Below are 17,611 nucleotides of genomic sequence, written 5' to 3'. Positions count from 1 at the left end.
TATTGATATCTTTTTGACTTTGAATTTGATTGCAATTCAGATTGACAATTAATGATGGAGATCATAGCTATAATATTTAATGGTTAATAATGTTTGACTTTTTAAAATTCCACACTTTTTAAGCAAAAAAAAGTTAAGGGTATTCTTCAGCATAAAGAGCCTTAATTTTTTGAGCAAGTTTTTCTTTTTCTACCTTTATAAGATTTGGATCAATATTTTCAATACTTCCAAATGTTTCTATGTTTCCTAAGCTAGTAGAAAATTTCCTTACCTTTTTTAAATTATTGTCAATCCATAAAATTCTCAGTATGGCATATTGGTGTTTAGTAACGTTATGTGTATGTGTGTTTATCAGGAATTCGGGTTTCAGTACCATCTTTAGCTTAATTGTTTGTATAACTTTTAAGTCTACATAATGATTAATCATTAGCATATTAACATCGTCTATATTATCATCATAGTCTCTTTTGTAGCTGAAACCAGTTTCATTCGAGGTTAATATTTTAGTATATTTTTTTACTTCATTTGAAAGCTCATCAATAGGCTTCTGTAATAGAGATACTATGTCATTAATTAATTCAGTTATTGTTGCTGCGGTATACTTTTCTTTCTGGGTTAGAGTTCTCCAGTCTATGTCCTTACCATCTCCTAAAAGTTCGAGTAAACGCTTATTGTTCCCGAAATAAGAATGTTCTTTGATCAGTTTTCTAAAGCTTTCGAAAAAAGGGAGGTTGTAAATCATGGCGCAAAGATAGTTATGTTTTTTTAAATTCCAAACATTTTTATAAAAAAACAGTTAAGTACATTACTCCCTTCTGGAACGGCTGGCGGTACTTCCGCCGTATTTTCGCTTAAATAGCCATATTGAACGTTCTAGCACCTCCTTCGATACCCCTTAAAAAATTTTTGGGGTTTGAGACCTAAAATTGTAAAAACATGATTTGTTGACTTGACTTATCAAAAAAAAATATTTATAGTAATCATATTGAGGGTTGAAATTTCGTAATGCACCGAAGCAATTTTGATATATAATTTTTAAAATTTTTTCAAATATTGGGCGCGTTTCGTAATCAACCGCATATTTATTAGGAGTTGGGGCTTTGCTACCAAGAGGATCTCCTATGCCTCAAATAATAATAAAACAATAACAAAACATTACAACATGAAAAAACTATTAACTAAGAAACAGTATCCAAAATTAAAACAAGGGTTAACGTATAATCAGAAAACTAAAATGAATGAGTTCATTACAACAGGAGCAACCATGAATGATGAGTTGTTTCTTTCTACTCCTTACATTTTATCAAACTATAAAGTTTCAGATACTACTCTCAGAAAGAAGTTTAAAGAACGAGGAGTTGAGTTTCAAGATTACTTTACTTCTGATAATAAGATCTTCATTAAAGAAAAGTTTTTAGTTGATTCTAAAATACAATTAATACCACACGATAAAACATTTATTAATAGTAATACCAGAAAAAAGCAGGTTGGTAGAAGATTTCCCTATCCACTACCGGGTTCAACCATGCCAGAAAAAGAAAAAAATATTTTAATACAGAAGAATCTTTCACTTGATCACACAAATCCAAAATTATATTTAAAAAGCAGAATAATTCAAGAGATAAAGCGAATGCACTGGGACTTTTTCATAACGATCAATATCCCTAAGTTCACAACCCAAGACGGTTGGGATAATGTGATGTTAAAACTAATGGATAATATAGGTACTGCTAATTCAAATAAGAATATGAAATGTGCATATTCGACTGAACTTTCAATTAATATCAAAGACAAAAGAGTATCAAAATATGATAAAAACCACCGACATATACATCTTCTATTCGATCTTGCAGGAACTGGATCTGACCCTAAAATAATTGAAAATCACTTTCTGGAAATATTAGGCTATGCTAGTTTTAAACGTTACACCTACCATTGCGATCCTTACAAACTAAAAATGTTTGCAACTAATTATATTTTAAAAACATACAATGCGAAAAACGACTGTTTTTCATTTGTGGTTCCCAACCCTGAAATCTTCAAATCAATGTAATTCTTCAATCAGGTAGGGATTTAAGGTCGGGAGTCATCTCGGCCTTTTTTATTGTCAATAATTCAAATTTTACTTTAACTTTGGTATCTTACTTTTATGCAATATGAACAAGAATATTCTTCGACTAGACCAAGTATTAAAGGAAAAGAATGTAAAGCAGAAGGATTTAGCTTTTAGGTTGAATATATCTAAACAATCTATCTGTTACTGGGTCAATAATAGGAATTTGCCAAGTGTAGAAACTTTAAGCCTTATTGCCAAGGAGTTAAATGTGAATATTAAAGATCTATTTGTCTAATTCAATAGTAAAATGAGTTAATTGATAATAAAGATATAATGTATGTAAGGTGATTTTACTACTCAAAATCAATATAAAACGGTACAGGACGTCCATAATTTATCCCAAATAAATCAATTGAAAAAAGAAGTTGAGAAGCTTATAAAAATGGCACAAAAAGAGCCACAAATGAATAATAGGGTCAAAATTAACCAACAAATTCAATTAAAAAGAAATCAGATTAATACCTTTGAAAACTCAATAAGAAAGTAGACCAATATGGAAAAAATTACACAAGATCACCCATTGGCCAAAAGCCCAGACATAGTTCAACAAAATATAGATGTTTTGAAGGGTTTGTTTCCTACGATTGTAAAGGATGGGAAGATTGACCTTGAAGAATTTAAGGCTCTGATTGGAGACGATATTGAAACGGACGAAGAATATTATCGATTCACTTGGGCGGGAAAGTCAATCGCAAGAAAAGAATCGAATAAACCTTCAACAGCTACCTTAAGGCCATGTAAATCTGAAAGCAAGGATTGGGACACAACGAATAATATTTTCATAGAAGGAGATAATCTGGAAGTTTTAAAATTACTTGCAAAAAGCTATAATAACCGTGTAAAGGTTGTTTACATAGATGTCCCATACAATACAGGGAAGGATTTTGTATATAAAGACAATTATACTGATAATTTATCAAATTATTTTTCTTTAACCGGTCAGATTGACGAGATGGGTAATAAGAAATCAACTAATTCCGAAAGTGATGGAAGGTTTCATAGCAACTGGCTCAATATGATGTATCCCAGAATTAAGTTGGCTAGAAATCTATTAACAGAAGATGGTTTGATTTTTATTTCTATAGATGATAATGAGATTACAAATTTGAAGAAAATTTGTGATGAGATATATGGTGAAGAAAATTTTTTAGCACAGTTAATTTGGAAAAAAAAGCAAGGAGGAGGGAATGATAGTAAAAATTTTGTCATAGAACATGAATATATTTTATGCTATGCAAAATCAATTAACAATGTTTCGATCAGCCTTGACAAAAAGTATGTTCTTGATGACGCGTTATATCCATTTAATGATGTAAATGGAGATTATGGACTTGTAACTTTAGACAAGTCGTCAATTCAATTTAGTCAAAGTCTAGTTTATGAGATTACTGATACTGATGGCAACAAATATTTGCCGAGAGTTGTAAATGGGAAACAGTCATGCTGGAGATGGGGAAAAGATAAAGTTGAAAATGAATTTGATAAATTAGTTTTCAAGAACGGGAAGGTATACACAAAGTATTATCGACCTTTAGGTGTGACGCCTAAAAGTTTGTTAATAGATACTAGATTTGGTAGAACAGAGTCAGGCCAAGATGACATTAAATCATTGTTTGGCAATGCGCCTTTTTCTTATCCCAAACCAGTTAGTTTAATCAGTCATTTATTAGCAATTTCAACGAATGAAGACGATTTAATTTTAGATTTTTTTGCTGGATCCGGAACAACAGGACAAGCAGTATTGCAATTAAACTCTGAAGATGGTGGAGAACGAAAGTATATTTGTGTTCAATTACCTGAAAAAACTGATGAGTCAAGCGAGGCATTTAATTCAGGGTATTTCTCGCTTTCCGAAATAACAAAAGAAAGAATTCGCAGAGCAGGAGAAAAAATAAAATCTGAAATTAATAATGACTTATTTTCAAAGACTGATAGAAGATTAGATATTGGTTTTAAAGTTTTCAAATTGGATAGTTCTAATATCAATTCGTGGGATTCAGATCCAGCTAATTTAGCAAGCACATTATTTAATGCCAGTGACAACATCAAATCAGACAGAACAGAAGAAGACGTGTTGTTTGAAATCCTGCTTAAAAATGGGCTAGATTTAAGCATTCCAATTGAAGAGAGAGACATTGAAGGTTGCCGAGTTTATAATGTTGGTTTTGGGACTCTTTTTATTTGCTTATCTAATTCAGTTTCAACAAAGGTTGCAGAAGGAATAGGGGCATGGAAAAAAGAGCTACAACCTGCAACCTGCCGTGTAATTTTCAAAGACAGTGGATTCTCTGATGTCGAAAAAACAAATTCAATGCAAATATTAAAACGTTTTGGCATTGAAGAAGTAAATACAATTTAATTCGATTGACCTATGAACGAAGAGCAATTAATTAAACTTCTAGATCATTTTGTCGCTTTGACTAGTGAGAATGAATGTGTCGAATTTAAAGAAGCTAAAACAACTTATGATTTTACAAAGTTAGGTAAGTATTTCTCAGCTCTAAGTAATGAAGCAAATCTTAAAAATAAAGATTATGCATGGTTGATCTTTGGGATTGAGGATAAGAAAAAAGAGATCGTTGGGTCTGAGTTTAGGATTTCAGAGAGTTATCTTCAATCACTAAAAAAAGAAATAGCAGACAAGACTACTAACAGAATTTCTTTTAGAGAAATTTATACCGTTTCATATCATGGGAAACGCATTGTCCTATTTCAAATCCCATCTGCTCTAAAAGGTATCCCAGTTGCTTTTGAAGGTCATTTTTACGGTCGTGACCACGAAAGTCTTGTTGCGCTTAATATTGATAAGATAGAACTTATACGCAGTCAAGTCGTACAAGATGATTGGTCAGCTCAAATTATAACAGACGCATCAATTGACGACTTAGATCCTAACGCTGTTTTAAAAGCCCGTACAGAGTACTTTAATAAATATCCCAGCCAAGCATCAGAAGGAGAGAACTGGAGCAATGAAACCTTCTTAAATAAAGCCAGAATTACTATTCAAAGTAAAGTTACTAATTCGGCGATGTTATTACTTGGCAAGGAAGAAAATGCTCATTTCTTATTACCAGCTGAAGCAAAAATAAGCTGGATATATAAGGAAGATAATGTTGAAATGGATTACGAGCATTTTTCTATTCCGTTTATACTTAATTCAGAACGAATTCTAGGTAAGATTAGAAACTTAACGTATCGTTATTTACCAGAATCAACTCTTTTCCCAACAGAGATTAAAACCTATGATCCTTATGTAATTCGAGAGGCGCTACATAACTGTATTGCACATCAAGATTACTTATTGAAAGGTAGAATTAGTGTTGTTGAAAAGCACAACGAGGAATTGGTTTTTTCAAATGAAGGTGGGTTTTTACCGGGTTCTGTTTCTAAAGTGATAGAGCAAGATGCGCCTCAAAGTGTCTACAGAAATAGGTTTTTAGCAAATGCCATGGTAAATCTCAATATGATAGATACCATTGGTAGTGGAATAAAGAAGATGTTTCTAACTCAAAAGAAAAGGTTTTTTCCTTTACCAGAGTTTGATTTATCTATACCTAATCAAGTTGTGGTTAAGATTGCAGGTCGTATTTGGGATATCAACTATACGAAAATGTTAATGGATCGATCAAATTTAGACCTAAAAACTGTGATCTTACTTGACAATGTTCAGAAAGGGAAACCACTTGATGATACCGAGTTGCAGTATTTGAAAAAATTGAAATTAATTGAGGGAAGAAAACCTAATATTTACATTGCTAAGGAACTTGCGGCCAAAGCCGGAGCAAAAGCTAGTTATATCAAAAATAAAGGCTTAAATGACAAGTATTATGAAGATATGGTTTTGAAGTTGATTGAGCAATATAAGAGTTGTACTAGAGCCGAGATTGATGATCTTCTTCTTGATAAATTACCAGAATCTTTGTCAGTAGAAAGTAAAAATAATAAGATCAAAAATTTGATTCAACAATTAAAACGAAATAGTAAAATTAAACTATTACCGGGTAAAAAATGGGGGCTCGTTTAGACGAACTTTAGACGAACTTTAGACGAAATCAGACAGCTAAAATAAAATAAATCACTGTAAAACAATGGTTTATGCATATATAAATACCGATTTTAGGATCTTAATTTAGACGAACTTTGATCCTGAATCTAGACGAACTTTAAGAATTTAGTAAATGAAAATAAAATTTGACAGTAGCTTATCATACCAACATGATGCCATAGGAGCAGTAGTTGATGTATTCAAAGGCCAAGAAACTTGTTCGTCTAACTTTACCGTGTATTCTCCTGAATATTTGGCTAAGCAAACAGTATTGGAATACAATCAAATTGGATTTGCTAATAAACTTCAGTTGACGGAGGGTCAAATTTTAGAAAACGTTCAAAAAACACAATTAAGGAATGGCCTAAAACCTTCAACAAGAGAAGAAATCAAAGCGATGGATTTTAGTGTTGAAATGGAGACAGGTACCGGGAAAACGTATGTTTATCTCCGTAGTATTTTAGAAATGAATCGGCAATACGGGTTTACTAAGTTCATAATTGTTGTACCATCAATACCAATTAAAGAGGGTGTGTTTAAGAGCTTGCAGATCACTGAAAGCCATTTTAAGGAGTATTTTAATAATGTAAATTACAAATTCTTTATCTATGATAGTAGTAAATTAAATGAAATCAGAGACTTTGCTACTAATGATCAGCTTCAGATAATGGTCATTAACATTCAAGCTTTTAATAAAGATGTTGATAACGAGAACACCGGCACGAACCGGATTCTTTTGAATTATAATGATAAGTTAGGGTATAAGCCTATTTCACTAATCCAAGATACAAGACCGGTTGTGATCGTTGATGAACCGCAACGTGTTCTTAACAGTGAATTAGGGAAGCGTTCAATAAAGAATCTTAAACCATTATCTGTATTTCGATTTTCTGCTACTCATAGGGAGAAATTAAATCAATTGTATAAACTTGATGCAGTTGATGCTTATAACTTAGAATTAGTAAAACAAATTGAGGTAGCGTCATTAAAAATAGAAGGAGAAGCTAACACTCAAGCCTACCTGAAACTAATTTCAGTATCTAATAAGAATGGGATATCTGCCAAGGTTGAATTGGATATTAGAGCAAAAAATGGCAGTATTTCGAGAACCAAAAAAGATGTAAAATCTGGTCAGGATTTATTACAGTTGACCAAACTTGATCAATATGATAATTTGATCGTCCGAGATATATATACCGAGGCTTCTAACCAGTATATTGATTTCACTAATGATGTAGAACTCAAAGTTGGAAGTGCAATGGGTGCTGTTGACGACTTATTGGTTAAACGAATTCAAATTCAGAAGACTATTCAAGAGCATTTCGATAAAGAATTACTGCTAAATCCAAGAGGAATTAAGGTAATTAGTTTGTTTTTTCTTGATAGGGTAAGTAACTACAGAATGTATGATCTTGACGGAAACGCTACTAATGGTATTTATGCTCAGATTTTTGAAGAAGAGTATGTCCAAATTAGTAAACGCAGTAAATATAGAACTTTGTTTGAGGGAATTAGGGATATTGATTCTGAAGCAAACGAGGTACACAATGGGTATTTTTCCATTGATAAAAAATCAAAAGTAAGCAACAGTAAAGAGAAATACGAATATTATAAAGATTCTTCCGGAAATACTAAAAATGATGAGGAGACGTATAATCTTATCATGAAAGACAAGGAAAAGTTATTGAGTTTTGATTCAAAACTTAGATTTATTTTCTCCCATACTGCTTTGCGAGAAGGTTGGGATAACCCAAATGTTTTTCAGATATGTACATTGAAAGATACTGGTGGAACAGAAATTTCAAGACGACAAGAAATAGGGAGAGGTTTGCGTCTTTGTGTTAATCAAGAAGGAGATAGAGTTCATGGTTTCGATGTAAATACTTTAACAGTAATGGCTAACGAGTCTTACGAAGATTTTGTTAAGAACCTACAAGTTGAAATGGAACAGGAAACAGGAGTAGTATTCGGATTGGTTGAATTGCATTCTTTTAGTTCGATTGTGGTGGATATGGATGGACAAGAACCTGTGCTGTTTGGCCAAGAGAATTCAGAAAAAATATATCACTTCTTGAGAGCTAATGAATTTATTGATACTCACGGTAAGGCTCAAGATAAGCTAAGAGATGAGCTAAGAGCAGGAAGTATGGAATTACCAGAAGAACTTGATTCTACGGTTAAGGCACAGATTGTTTCAGCACTCAAACAGGTGACAGGGAAACTTGAAATCAAGAGAAATGATGAAAAACAGGTTGTTCGTGTAAAAGAAAAGATCTTGTTAAGTTCGGAATTCAAGGAATTATGGGATAAGGTTAAATATAAGTCAACTTATTCTGTTGATTTTGATTCAAGTAAATTAATCGATGCCTGTGTTCAGAATATTAATAATCGGGTTGTGATAAGCCGGGGGAGAATAACTTATAAAACAAATGCTATTGATATAACACGCGGGGGGATTACTAGCGTAGGGGAGGGCGAATCATCATATGGTGTTATAGAAAATGATGTAGTTGCGTTACCGGATATTGTGACTTATCTACAAAATGAAACTAATCTGACCAGAAAATCAATTGTTAAAATTTTGACTAGTTGTACCAACTTGAAATATTTTAAAGTTAACCCTCAGAAGTACATAGAGGCTTGTATTGATATAATCAACGAGCAAATGAGACTTCATATTATTGACGGAATAGTTTATAAAAAAATGGGGGATCATGAGTTTTATTCCCAAGAGCTTTTCCAGAATGAGGAGCTTATAGGTTATCTCAAAACCAATATGTTGGAAAGTACTAAATCACCATTCGAATACGTGGTTTACGATAGCGGAATTGAATCACAATTAGCAAAAGAATTTGAGAAAAACACTAATATCAAGGTATATGTAAAATTGCCGGGTTGGTTCAAAATCGAAACCCCTTTAGGTAATTATAACCCGGATTGGGCTGTTTTATTTGAAAAGGAAAATGAAGAGAAATTGTTTTTCGTTGTAGAAAGTAAAGGTTCAATGGGATTAGAATTTTTAAGACCCGCTGAAGCAGGTAAAATATTATGCGGTAAAAAACACTTTGAAGAGATCTCACGTCATGGCAAGATGGATGTAAGTTTAGAGTATGTAAGCTCAATTGACGACTTTCTTGAGCATGCGTTAAAATAGCTTTTATAAGATCTCTTATGTCGTATTTCGTATGACATAAAAAATATGTATAACTATTTGATTTTTAGTTAAATATTTCGATACAAATATCATTAACCCAATTATAAATCAATCCAGACTCACTTCAAAGTTAGTCTGGAATTGACTCTTTTGTGTTGTACACAGTAATTATTCAAAAATAATACGATCCCTTCTATGAAATAATTGGTCTTGAGTGAAATCGGCATGAATCCTTGGTGATCGAACTTCTCTTTCTAAGTTTCTTTTATTGCGAGGATTGTTAATAAACGCTTGGATTAATTCTTCTGCTTTTCCATTGAAATCGTTGAAATGGCCGGTTATGTCCCCTTGTTTTTTTAGGTAATTTATCGCCAATTCATTACATCTATTCATTAGACTTAGAGACCCAATATCACTTGTGTCATTTAAGTAAAGTGCTATATCCCATTCTGATACCGCTTTATATATTACGGTACCGGCCTCGTCAATGTCAAGTTTTAGCATTATTTTCTCTTTATCCTTTTCGTCTATATACTTTATTATTTCTACCTTAGGAATGTTCCCTTCATTGAAATGGTTTAAGACAGAAGTGTTGATAGCTTGATATGCATTTTCTTGAGTTTCTAATTTTTCATCTAATTCATTTAGAAATGTTCTAGCATTATCTCTTCTTGATTCTAATTTAGTGATATTTTCTTTCATTAGAAATCGTAAATATGCAAGTTCGTGGAGTTGATCGTTAGTCATGGTCTTTATATTTCGGTTAATAGTTGTTTAATCTGATTTGGTTGCCATTTACTTCCCCGTAAGGTTTTAATTCCTTGTATATTTAGGTTTCTAGCAATTTCGTTTAGTGATGGCTTACCATGAGAAGATAGAAGGAGAATGATTTGTTTTGCTTTCGCAATCTCATTTGAATCTAACCATGCTTTTCTTTTTTCTAGTTTTGTGTTAAGGGCTTTCTGTCTGTTTTTCGACCACCCTAAGGGATTGCCTAGCGTTTTAGTTAGCCGAACTACTGCTAAAGTATTCTTAGTTCGAGTACTAATTAACTCTCTTTCATACTCCGCTATGGATGCAAAAATGCCGAAGGAAAGAGTGTTTAACTCTGGCATATCAAGACATTTTAATTCTATACCGGATGATTTAATGTCGTGTAAAAAAGAGGCTCTTCGCGATAGTCTATCCAATTTGGTAAATCCAAGAACTGACCCGTTGTCTTGACAATATTTGATTGCTTTTGTTAATTCAATTCGATTGTCGTTTTTACCAGACTGGTGTTCTTCGAATTCAGCGATGATTTCAAATTCATTTTTACTTGCTTCAACGAATTCACGCATCTGATTTTTTTGAACTTGAATCCCGTAGTGTTGATCCTTAGTAGAACAACGGTAATACGCGACGATTTGCTTTGTTTTCATGGTTGTTAAATTTGGAAACGTTCGTTTGGTAAATTAATAGATGATTTTAATGGTTGTTTTTAATACCTAAAGCACCCCTTTTTGCGATGTGTTGAGGGCTTAAATTTTAAATAGATTTATTTGTTTTTGCTTTTTGAAAGTGGTCGCCAGAAGTAATAAAAACGTTAATGTCGTAATTACTTGACAAGTAAATACTTAGGTTGTAAAACACTTCCAAATCATCGATGATTTGATTCAGATTATTGATGTTAGCGGGAGCAAAAGTCCAGCAGCAATGCTGGACTTTTTTGTTTTTAGTACAATGGAAAATGTTGTTTATATTCTACACTCCCAAAAATTAGGTAAATACTACATTGGATTTACCCAAAACATTGATTTGCGTTTGGATTTTCATCAAAACGATGTCCAAACAAGAAAATTCACCTACAAAGCGGATGATTGGGAATTGATTTTCACCATTGAATGTAAATCAAAAAGGCAAGGCTTGTCTATTGAGAAGCATATAAAAGCAATGAAAAGTAGAGTTTACATTCAAAATTTGATGAAATATCCCGAAATGACAACGAAACTTTTAGAAAAATATAGCGACACATCGGACAGTTAATCATAGTTCCGATAGCTATCGGAATTGGTTCGAGCCCATTGCTTGTACCGATAGTTATCGGTAGAGGGGGAGCAAAAAGCAGAAAGCCATCAGAAATGATGGCTTTTTTATTTTTTATCCTTTGTATTCTTGAAAACTTTAATTTGTTTGTCTATTTTTCATCAACGATTTTCAAGAATAATAAAATTGCAATACATTTACTTCGATCTACAAGCCTAGAAGTCTGTCAAAAAAGGCAAGAAGCTTAAAGTAAATCGCCACTACAAATGAAAGCAATCAACACCAATAAAGTGATAGTCATTATGGGAGTTTCGGGCTCTGGTAAAACTACTATAGGTAAACTATTAGCAGAAAAAACCCAATTGCCCTTTTTTGACGGAGATGATTTTCATTCGACAGAAAACATTAAAAAAATGGCTTCTGGAAATCCGCTTACTGATGAAGACCGCCAAGAATGGCTTTTTCGATTGAATCATTTGATACAAGAAAATAGCAATCTGAAAGGCTGTGTGATTGCTTGTTCTAGTTTAAAAAAAGCCTACCGAGATATTCTTAGTCATTCAGCCTCCACAGCGGTTAAATTTATTTTTTTACAAGGAAGTTACGAAACGATTTTATCGCGAATGGAGTCTAGAGAACATCATTTTATACCATCTTCGTTATTACAATCGCAGTTTGAAACCTTAGAAATTCCACAAAATGCTTATTCTGTTTCCATTATGCAAACACCTGAAACCATAGTAGATTCTATTTACAACGAAATTTTTAATAAATCCGAAATAGGATTAATAGGATTAGGAGTAATGGGTAAAAGCCTGTCTAGAAATATAGTTTCCAAAGGATTTAGCTTGTCGATGTTCAACAGACATATTCCTACCATAGAAGAAAACATAGCGGTTAATTTTAAAGCTAGTTATAAAGAATTAGCCACTACACAAGCATTTGATCATCTGGAGAAGTTTATAGACTCTTTACAAAGTCCTAAAAAAATAGTGTTGATGATACCGGCAGGAACAGCAACAGACCAAATGATTCAAGAGTTGGCACCCTTATTGAATCCCAATGATGTTATAATTGACGCGGGGAATTCATTTTATCAAGACACTAATGCAAGAAATCGGGATTTGGATTCAAAAGGGATTCATTTTATTGGTTGTGGTATCTCTGGAGGAGAAGAAGGGGCTTTACACGGACCTTCTCTGATGCCAAGCGGTTCCCGAGAAGCGTACGAAATGACAGCTCCTTTTCTTACAGCCATTGCCGCAAAAGATACCGAAGGCAACCCGTGTTGTTCTTATATTGGAAATGAAGGAAGTGGTCATTTTGTGAAAATGGTACATAACGGAATTGAATATGCCGAAATGCAGCTTTTGGCCGAAATCTACAAAATAGGAAGTTCAACAGGCAAAAATCCGGAAGCAATTGCAACCCAATTATCTGCTTGGAAAGACAGTCAAGTGGGGAGTTATTTGCTAGATATTACCATTGAAATTTTAAAAGAAAAAGAACAAAACAACTGGATAATAGACGCTATTTTGGATAAAGCCGATAGTAAAGGAACGGGAAATTGGACCACTGTTGAAATCACCAAAGAAGGAATTCCAGCCACAATGATTGCAACGGCCTTGTACGCTCGTTATTTATCATCTTTTAAAGAGCTTAGAATCGAAATAAGCAATCTCTATACCACTCAAAATAAAGCAGAAACCACTTCAGAAATAGATTGGGAAGAATTGAGATCCGCCTATGAATTAGCCAGAATCATCAATCATTTTCAAGGATTTTGGCTGATAGAAGGAATGTCTAAAAAATACAATTGGGATATCAATTTGAGCGAGATAGCAAGGATCTGGACTAATGGATGTATTATTCGCTCTCAATTAATGCAAGACTTTGTTTCTATTTTAAAAGAAGAAAAAAACCTATTGTTTTCAAAGAATCTAATCCCTAAAATTACTCAAATGAGACCCGCCTTAGCTTCTGTCGTCGCGAAAGCTATTCAAGCAGGAATTGCGGTACCTTGTTTGAGTGAATCGATTAATTTCTGGAATGGATTAACCACTGAAAAGTCAGGGGCAAATCTTATTCAGGCTCAAAGAGATTATTTTGGCGCACATACTTTTCAGCGTGTGGATGCCGATTCAGGTCAGTTTTTTCACCATCAATGGGTAAAGTAATGTTTTATAATTGTAGTAATGGCAGTAGGTAACTCAAGATCATTACCGCCATAATTCCCACAACAGACAATAGAGATTCCATTAAAGTCCATGTTCTAAAAGTGTCTTTTATGGACAACTGGAAATATTCTTTAAAAAGCCAAAACCCAGAATCATTCACGTGAGAACACATAATGCTTCCAGCTCCAATTGCTAAAACCATTAAACTGGGATCAACTTGAATGTGAGCCATCATGGGAGCTACTATTCCCGCAGTAGTTAGGCCGGCAACTGTGGCAGAACCCAAACACACTCGAATTGTGGCTGCAATTAACCAGGCTAATAGCAACGGATGAATGGCAACATGATCAAAAAACAAAGCAATTTGCTCTCCAGCGCCGCTTTGTATTAAGACTTCTTTCAAAGCCCCTGAACCGCCTATGATTAATAAAATCATAACAATTTCTTTCACGGCATTTTCATAAATCACCATCAATTCTTTCACTGATTTTCCTAATCGAATTCCTAACAAATACGTACTTAACAGTAAGGACAAAAGCATTACAATGGCAGGGTCGCCCAAGGCAGAGCAGATCGTTATAATTTTCGCATCTTTTGAAAATAAAAAGGGCAGAATCTGAGCCAAAGATATAATTCCAACTGGCAATAATGCAGCAACAAAACTGAGGATTACCGAGGGAGTAGGGAGCGAAGAATCTTCGGGGACATATAAGTTGATTTGGTTGTCATTTCCAACTCGTTTTATGGTTTTTGAAAACAAAGGACCGGCAATGATAATGGCAGGGATAGCGCATAAAACACCTAACAATAAGGTTCTGCCCATATTGGCATTAAAAATAGCTACGAGTGCTACCGGAGAGGGGTGTGGAGGTAAAAATGCATGTGCCGCTGATAATGAGGCTAGTATAGGAAGTCCAACTAACATTGGCGAAATTTTGTATTGGTACACCAATGAGAAAATGATTGGAATTACAAGCACAAATCCGATGTTATAAAATAATGGAATTCCAATAATAAATCCTGTAAAAACCATTCCCCATTGAATATAACTCCTTCCAAAAAGCTGAATGATTCGATCAGCAATAACCTTTGCTGCACCACTTTCGGCTACTAATTTCCCCATCATTGCCCCCATACAAATGACTATTAAAATAGACGACATCATGTCTCCAATTCCTTTTTGTACGGCAGCGGTAATTTCAGAGAAAGGGATGCCTAGAGCAAGTCCGGCAAGGATAGAAATGATTAAAAAAGAGATAAATGGGTTGATTTTGAATATGGAAATCAAGCAGATTAACGCAATAACCACTACTAATAAAGTTAAAAATAACGCCATAAGACTATGTAATAAGTTGTGTACTGCTAAGGTATTATAATTATTGAATGATTATTCTTTAATTTCTAATTTCATCATAATATCCGTTTGTTCGTCATCACCTAAAACAAAAATATGTTGGTCAAATTCAACAAATCCATTTTTGGTATAAAATTGAATCGCCCGATGATTTTTTTCCCAGACGCCTAACCAAACATAGTCTGCTTTTTTCTCTTTAGCCAAAAGAATAGCTTGGTCGTAGAGCAATTGCCCTACCTTTTTTCCGTGAAAATCCTGTAGCACATAAATGCGTTCTATTTCTAGGGCTTTGTCGTCTTTTAACTCCGTTTGGGCTAAACCAAAGTTAATTTTTAAGTAGCCAATTACCGTATTATTAAGGGTTGCAAAATAAAATTCAGAATTGGGATTGTCGAGTTCTGCACTCAATTTTGCGTTAGAAAAACCTTCTTCTAAATAGGCTTTCATATTCTCTTCAGTATTGGTTGAGGAGAAAGTTTCTGCAAAAGTTTGTCGGCCTATTTCTTGTAATTGAACGATGTCGGCGAGAGTTACTTTTTTGATTTTGATAGCTGTCATAGAAACAAATATATAATTAAATCGGAATAAATAATGTATATTTAGCACTCTAAATAGAGAAAGATGGAATTATCCAAAATGACTTTTATTAATTGGGTTTTTGGTCTATTGTTTTCTGCAATCGGACTAGTCAATCTGTTTTGGGGTAATGACCCTGAATTTGGTGTGTTTATTATTCTGATTTCTTTGATCTATTACCCTCCATTACAACAATTAATTCAAAAACGAACACCGTTTAGTATTCCAAAATGGATTTTAATAGGCCTAGGTTTGTTTGTTCTTTGGGCTAGTTTAGGAGTAGGTGAATTGTTGAATAAAATTCAAATAATGAGTCATTCATTATTTTGAAAATAACACATAATAAATAATAACAGGAAACTCCCTCAGTCCTAATTATAGATACCCGAATACTTTGAACTTATTTACTACTTTTATAGAAAGCACCCAAAGTCATTACTTTAGTCAGGCAATGATGATTTATCAAGAAGCATTTCCTTCTAACGAACGACAAACGTTAAGCAAAATTGCAGAACGGGTTGAGGGCGGAAAATCACAATTGCTTGTTGGAATACTTAGTGATGAGGTTGTTGTGATGGCCTTATTGTGGAATTTTATGGATTCCCCTTTTGAATTACTGGATTATTTAGCAGTAAAAGAAGGATTTAGAGGAAAGCAATTAGGTGCTAAAATGTTTCGGTTTTTACTTGAAAAAGCAACCCAAAACAATCGATTTTTAATCCTAGAAGTGGAACATCCGCAAAAGGGTTTTAATACCGCTCAACGCCAAAAAAGAGTTCAGTTTTATTTAAATAACGGAGCTTATTTATTGTCTAATGTTCCTTACATTCTGCCTTCTTTGGATGGTACAGCACCTACAGAGATGCAATTAATGATGGCTCCACAACCTACTCCACAAGTAATTGAACCGGAAACAATTAAAAATCTAATTGCACGATTGTATCTTGAAATATATGAAAAACCTCAAGGCGACTCTGGTTTAGTATCCCTTATTGAAACAATACCTTCAAAAATTTTAGTAACAAATACCCTATCATTATGACAACAATTGAATTTTGGAATTTAATAGTGGACTCTGTAGCTACGTTATTGGCTGCTGCTGCCATTTTAATCTATGTTATTTTTTGGTTTAGAGATAAAACCACTAATTCGTATGATGTTTTTGATGCGACCTATATGGAATTGTTAAAAATTGCGATGGACAATCCCTCTTTCAGAAATCCCGAAATGACCCAAAATTACGAAACAGCTTTTAGTGGGGATCAAAAAATAAGGTATGAGCTGTATGCCTTTATGTGTTGGAATTTTTGCGAAACTATTTTTGATAAACAGGACAAAGAATTAATGAAAACGTGGTCAGTTATTATTGAATCTGAAAGTAAATTACACCTTGTTTGGTTTACTAATCCTGAAAATAATAATAAGTTCAAACGTTCATTTAAGGAATACATTCTAAAGTTACTCGACAATAATTAAGAGGCTAGTAAAGCTCTAATTTTATTAGCAAGTAAACTCTATAATTTTAGTGTCTTTCATTAAAACTTCAGAGAGTTTGGAATGTACTTTTTTATGTGCTTGAATATCCCATTCGTAATTTATTTTGTCTCCCATTTTATGAATGCGAACGAGCCTGTAATTTACTTTGAAATCACGAAATAAATCTTCTATGTTTTCAAAAGAACCTTCTTGATAAACCGTTAAAATAGAGTATTTTTTAGCTTGGTTTAAGGTGTCTATGTATTGCTCTAAATACGGAAGTATCGCTAAGATTAAAATCATAAAAACACTACTACAAGCAGAGGCAAAATAGTAGCCCGAACCAATACCCATACCTACGGCAGCAACTACCCAAATAGTCGCCGCGGTGGTTATCCCATTAATTCTATTATCTCCTCTAAAAATCACGCCCGCTCCTAAGAATCCTATTCCCGAAACGATATTTGAGGCAATTCGGTCGGCATTGCTAGGCGCACCAATTGCTTTGGAAATAATTGTAAAAAAACAAGCCCCAAGCGAAATCATAATCATAGTACGAAACCCTGCCGATTTACTTCTATATTCTCTCTCGGCACCAATAATTCCACCCCAAAGGATTGCAAGTAAAAATTGAATAATTAATTCGTTATCCATATATATTTTATTTTCTTGTGACTAAAGTGCTTCA

Annotated in this window: 16 protein-coding genes and 1 pseudogene; 11 read left to right on the top strand and 6 right to left on the bottom strand. The window is 33.6% G+C overall.

The genetic code is table 11. The annotated features are described in order from the left end of the window. Positions 1-133: 133 nt before the first annotated feature. Positions 134-742, bottom strand: a complete 609-nt coding sequence (locus RMR09_RS01690) for a hypothetical protein (protein ID WP_310594108.1) — start codon at positions 740-742, stop codon at positions 134-136. 420 nt (positions 743-1,162) lie between these two features. On the opposite strand from RMR09_RS01690, the gene RMR09_RS01685 reads away from it, so the two are divergent. The 6 genes and pseudogenes from RMR09_RS01685 to RMR09_RS01665 all read left to right on the top strand — a co-directional run bounded on the left by RMR09_RS01685 (position 1,163) and on the right by RMR09_RS01665 (position 9,315). Continuing rightward, positions 1,163-2,053: a hypothetical protein gene (locus tag RMR09_RS01685; RefSeq protein WP_310594107.1), complete on the top strand. Its 891-nt coding sequence runs from the start codon at positions 1,163-1,165 to the stop codon at positions 2,051-2,053. 103 nt (positions 2,054-2,156) lie between these two features. Beyond that, a complete protein-coding gene (locus tag RMR09_RS11355; RefSeq protein ID WP_409070948.1) occupies positions 2,157-2,351 on the top strand; it encodes a helix-turn-helix transcriptional regulator in 195 nt (64 codons plus the stop codon). A 63-nt stretch (positions 2,352-2,414) separates the two neighbouring features. After that, a pseudogene (locus RMR09_RS01680) lies at positions 2,415-2,603 on the top strand (hypothetical protein); the annotation flags it as partial. A 6-nt stretch (positions 2,604-2,609) separates the two neighbouring features. Next, positions 2,610-4,475, top strand: coding sequence for a site-specific DNA-methyltransferase (locus RMR09_RS01675; RefSeq protein WP_310594105.1), 1,866 nt, complete (start codon positions 2,610-2,612; stop codon positions 4,473-4,475). Between the two features lie 12 nt (positions 4,476-4,487). Further along, entirely contained in the window at positions 4,488-6,140 is a 1,653-nt protein-coding gene (locus RMR09_RS01670; protein WP_310594104.1) for an RNA-binding domain-containing protein, read from the top strand. A 154-nt stretch (positions 6,141-6,294) separates the two neighbouring features. Further along, complete coding sequence (locus RMR09_RS01665; protein ID WP_310594103.1) at positions 6,295-9,315, top strand: DEAD/DEAH box helicase family protein; 3,021 nt, start codon at positions 6,295-6,297, stop codon at positions 9,313-9,315. Positions 9,316-9,483: 168 nt separating this feature from the next. On the opposite strand, the gene RMR09_RS01660 is transcribed toward RMR09_RS01665, so the two are convergent. Both RMR09_RS01660 and RMR09_RS01655 read right to left on the bottom strand, forming a co-directional pair. Next, entirely contained in the window at positions 9,484-10,062 is a 579-nt protein-coding gene (locus tag RMR09_RS01660; RefSeq protein WP_310594102.1) for a hypothetical protein, read from the bottom strand. 5 nt (positions 10,063-10,067) lie between these two features. Next, complete coding sequence (locus tag RMR09_RS01655) at positions 10,068-10,736, bottom strand: recombinase family protein (RefSeq protein WP_310594101.1); 669 nt, start codon at positions 10,734-10,736, stop codon at positions 10,068-10,070. Positions 10,737-10,965: 229 nt separating this feature from the next. Here RMR09_RS01655 and RMR09_RS01650 point away from each other — a divergent pair, with 229 nt between their 5' ends. Together RMR09_RS01650 and gndA are read left to right on the top strand one after the other, a co-directional pair. Continuing rightward, a complete protein-coding gene (locus RMR09_RS01650; protein ID WP_310594100.1) occupies positions 10,966-11,340 on the top strand; it encodes a GIY-YIG nuclease family protein in 375 nt (124 codons plus the stop codon). A gap of 266 nt (positions 11,341-11,606) precedes the next feature. After that, positions 11,607-13,517 carry an NADP-dependent phosphogluconate dehydrogenase gene (gene gndA, locus RMR09_RS01645; RefSeq protein WP_310594099.1) on the top strand — a complete coding sequence of 637 codons (1,911 nt, stop codon included), beginning with the start codon at positions 11,607-11,609 and terminating at the stop codon, positions 13,515-13,517. 4 nt (positions 13,518-13,521) lie between these two features. Here the strand turns inward: gndA and RMR09_RS01640 are convergent, their stop codons facing one another. Next, a complete protein-coding gene (locus RMR09_RS01640) occupies positions 13,522-14,853 on the bottom strand; it encodes a gluconate:H+ symporter (RefSeq protein ID WP_310594098.1) in 1,332 nt (443 codons plus the stop codon). 51 nt (positions 14,854-14,904) lie between these two features. Next, positions 14,905-15,429 carry a GNAT family N-acetyltransferase gene (locus RMR09_RS01635; protein ID WP_310594097.1) on the bottom strand — a complete coding sequence of 175 codons (525 nt, stop codon included), beginning with the start codon at positions 15,427-15,429 and terminating at the stop codon, positions 14,905-14,907. Positions 15,430-15,492: 63 nt separating this feature from the next. Here RMR09_RS01635 and RMR09_RS01630 point away from each other — a divergent pair, with 63 nt between their 5' ends. The 3 genes from RMR09_RS01630 to RMR09_RS01620 all read left to right on the top strand — a co-directional run bounded on the left by RMR09_RS01630 (position 15,493) and on the right by RMR09_RS01620 (position 16,923). Next, entirely contained in the window at positions 15,493-15,777 is a 285-nt protein-coding gene (locus tag RMR09_RS01630; RefSeq protein WP_310594096.1) for a hypothetical protein, read from the top strand. Positions 15,778-15,841: 64 nt separating this feature from the next. After that, positions 15,842-16,489, top strand: coding sequence for a GNAT family N-acetyltransferase (locus RMR09_RS01625; RefSeq protein ID WP_310594095.1), 648 nt, complete (start codon positions 15,842-15,844; stop codon positions 16,487-16,489). Further along, positions 16,486-16,923, top strand: a complete 438-nt coding sequence (locus RMR09_RS01620) for a hypothetical protein (RefSeq protein WP_310594094.1) — start codon at positions 16,486-16,488, stop codon at positions 16,921-16,923. Before RMR09_RS01625 ends, RMR09_RS01620 begins: the two co-directional genes overlap by 4 nt. A 24-nt stretch (positions 16,924-16,947) precedes the next feature. Here RMR09_RS01620 and RMR09_RS01615 read toward each other — a convergent pair whose 3' ends face one another. Continuing rightward, positions 16,948-17,577 (bottom strand): MgtC/SapB family protein, encoded by a 630-nt coding sequence (locus RMR09_RS01615; RefSeq protein WP_310594093.1) that lies wholly within the window; start codon positions 17,575-17,577, stop codon positions 16,948-16,950. Positions 17,578-17,611: the final 34 nt, after the last annotated feature.

It is taken from the genome of Flavobacterium sp. (assembly GCF_031537875.1).
In the GTDB taxonomy this organism is placed as follows: Bacteria; Bacteroidota; Bacteroidia; order Flavobacteriales; family Flavobacteriaceae; genus Flavobacterium.
The sequence above is the reverse complement of the archived record's forward strand: the minus strand, read 5'-3'. Positions and strand labels throughout refer to the sequence as shown.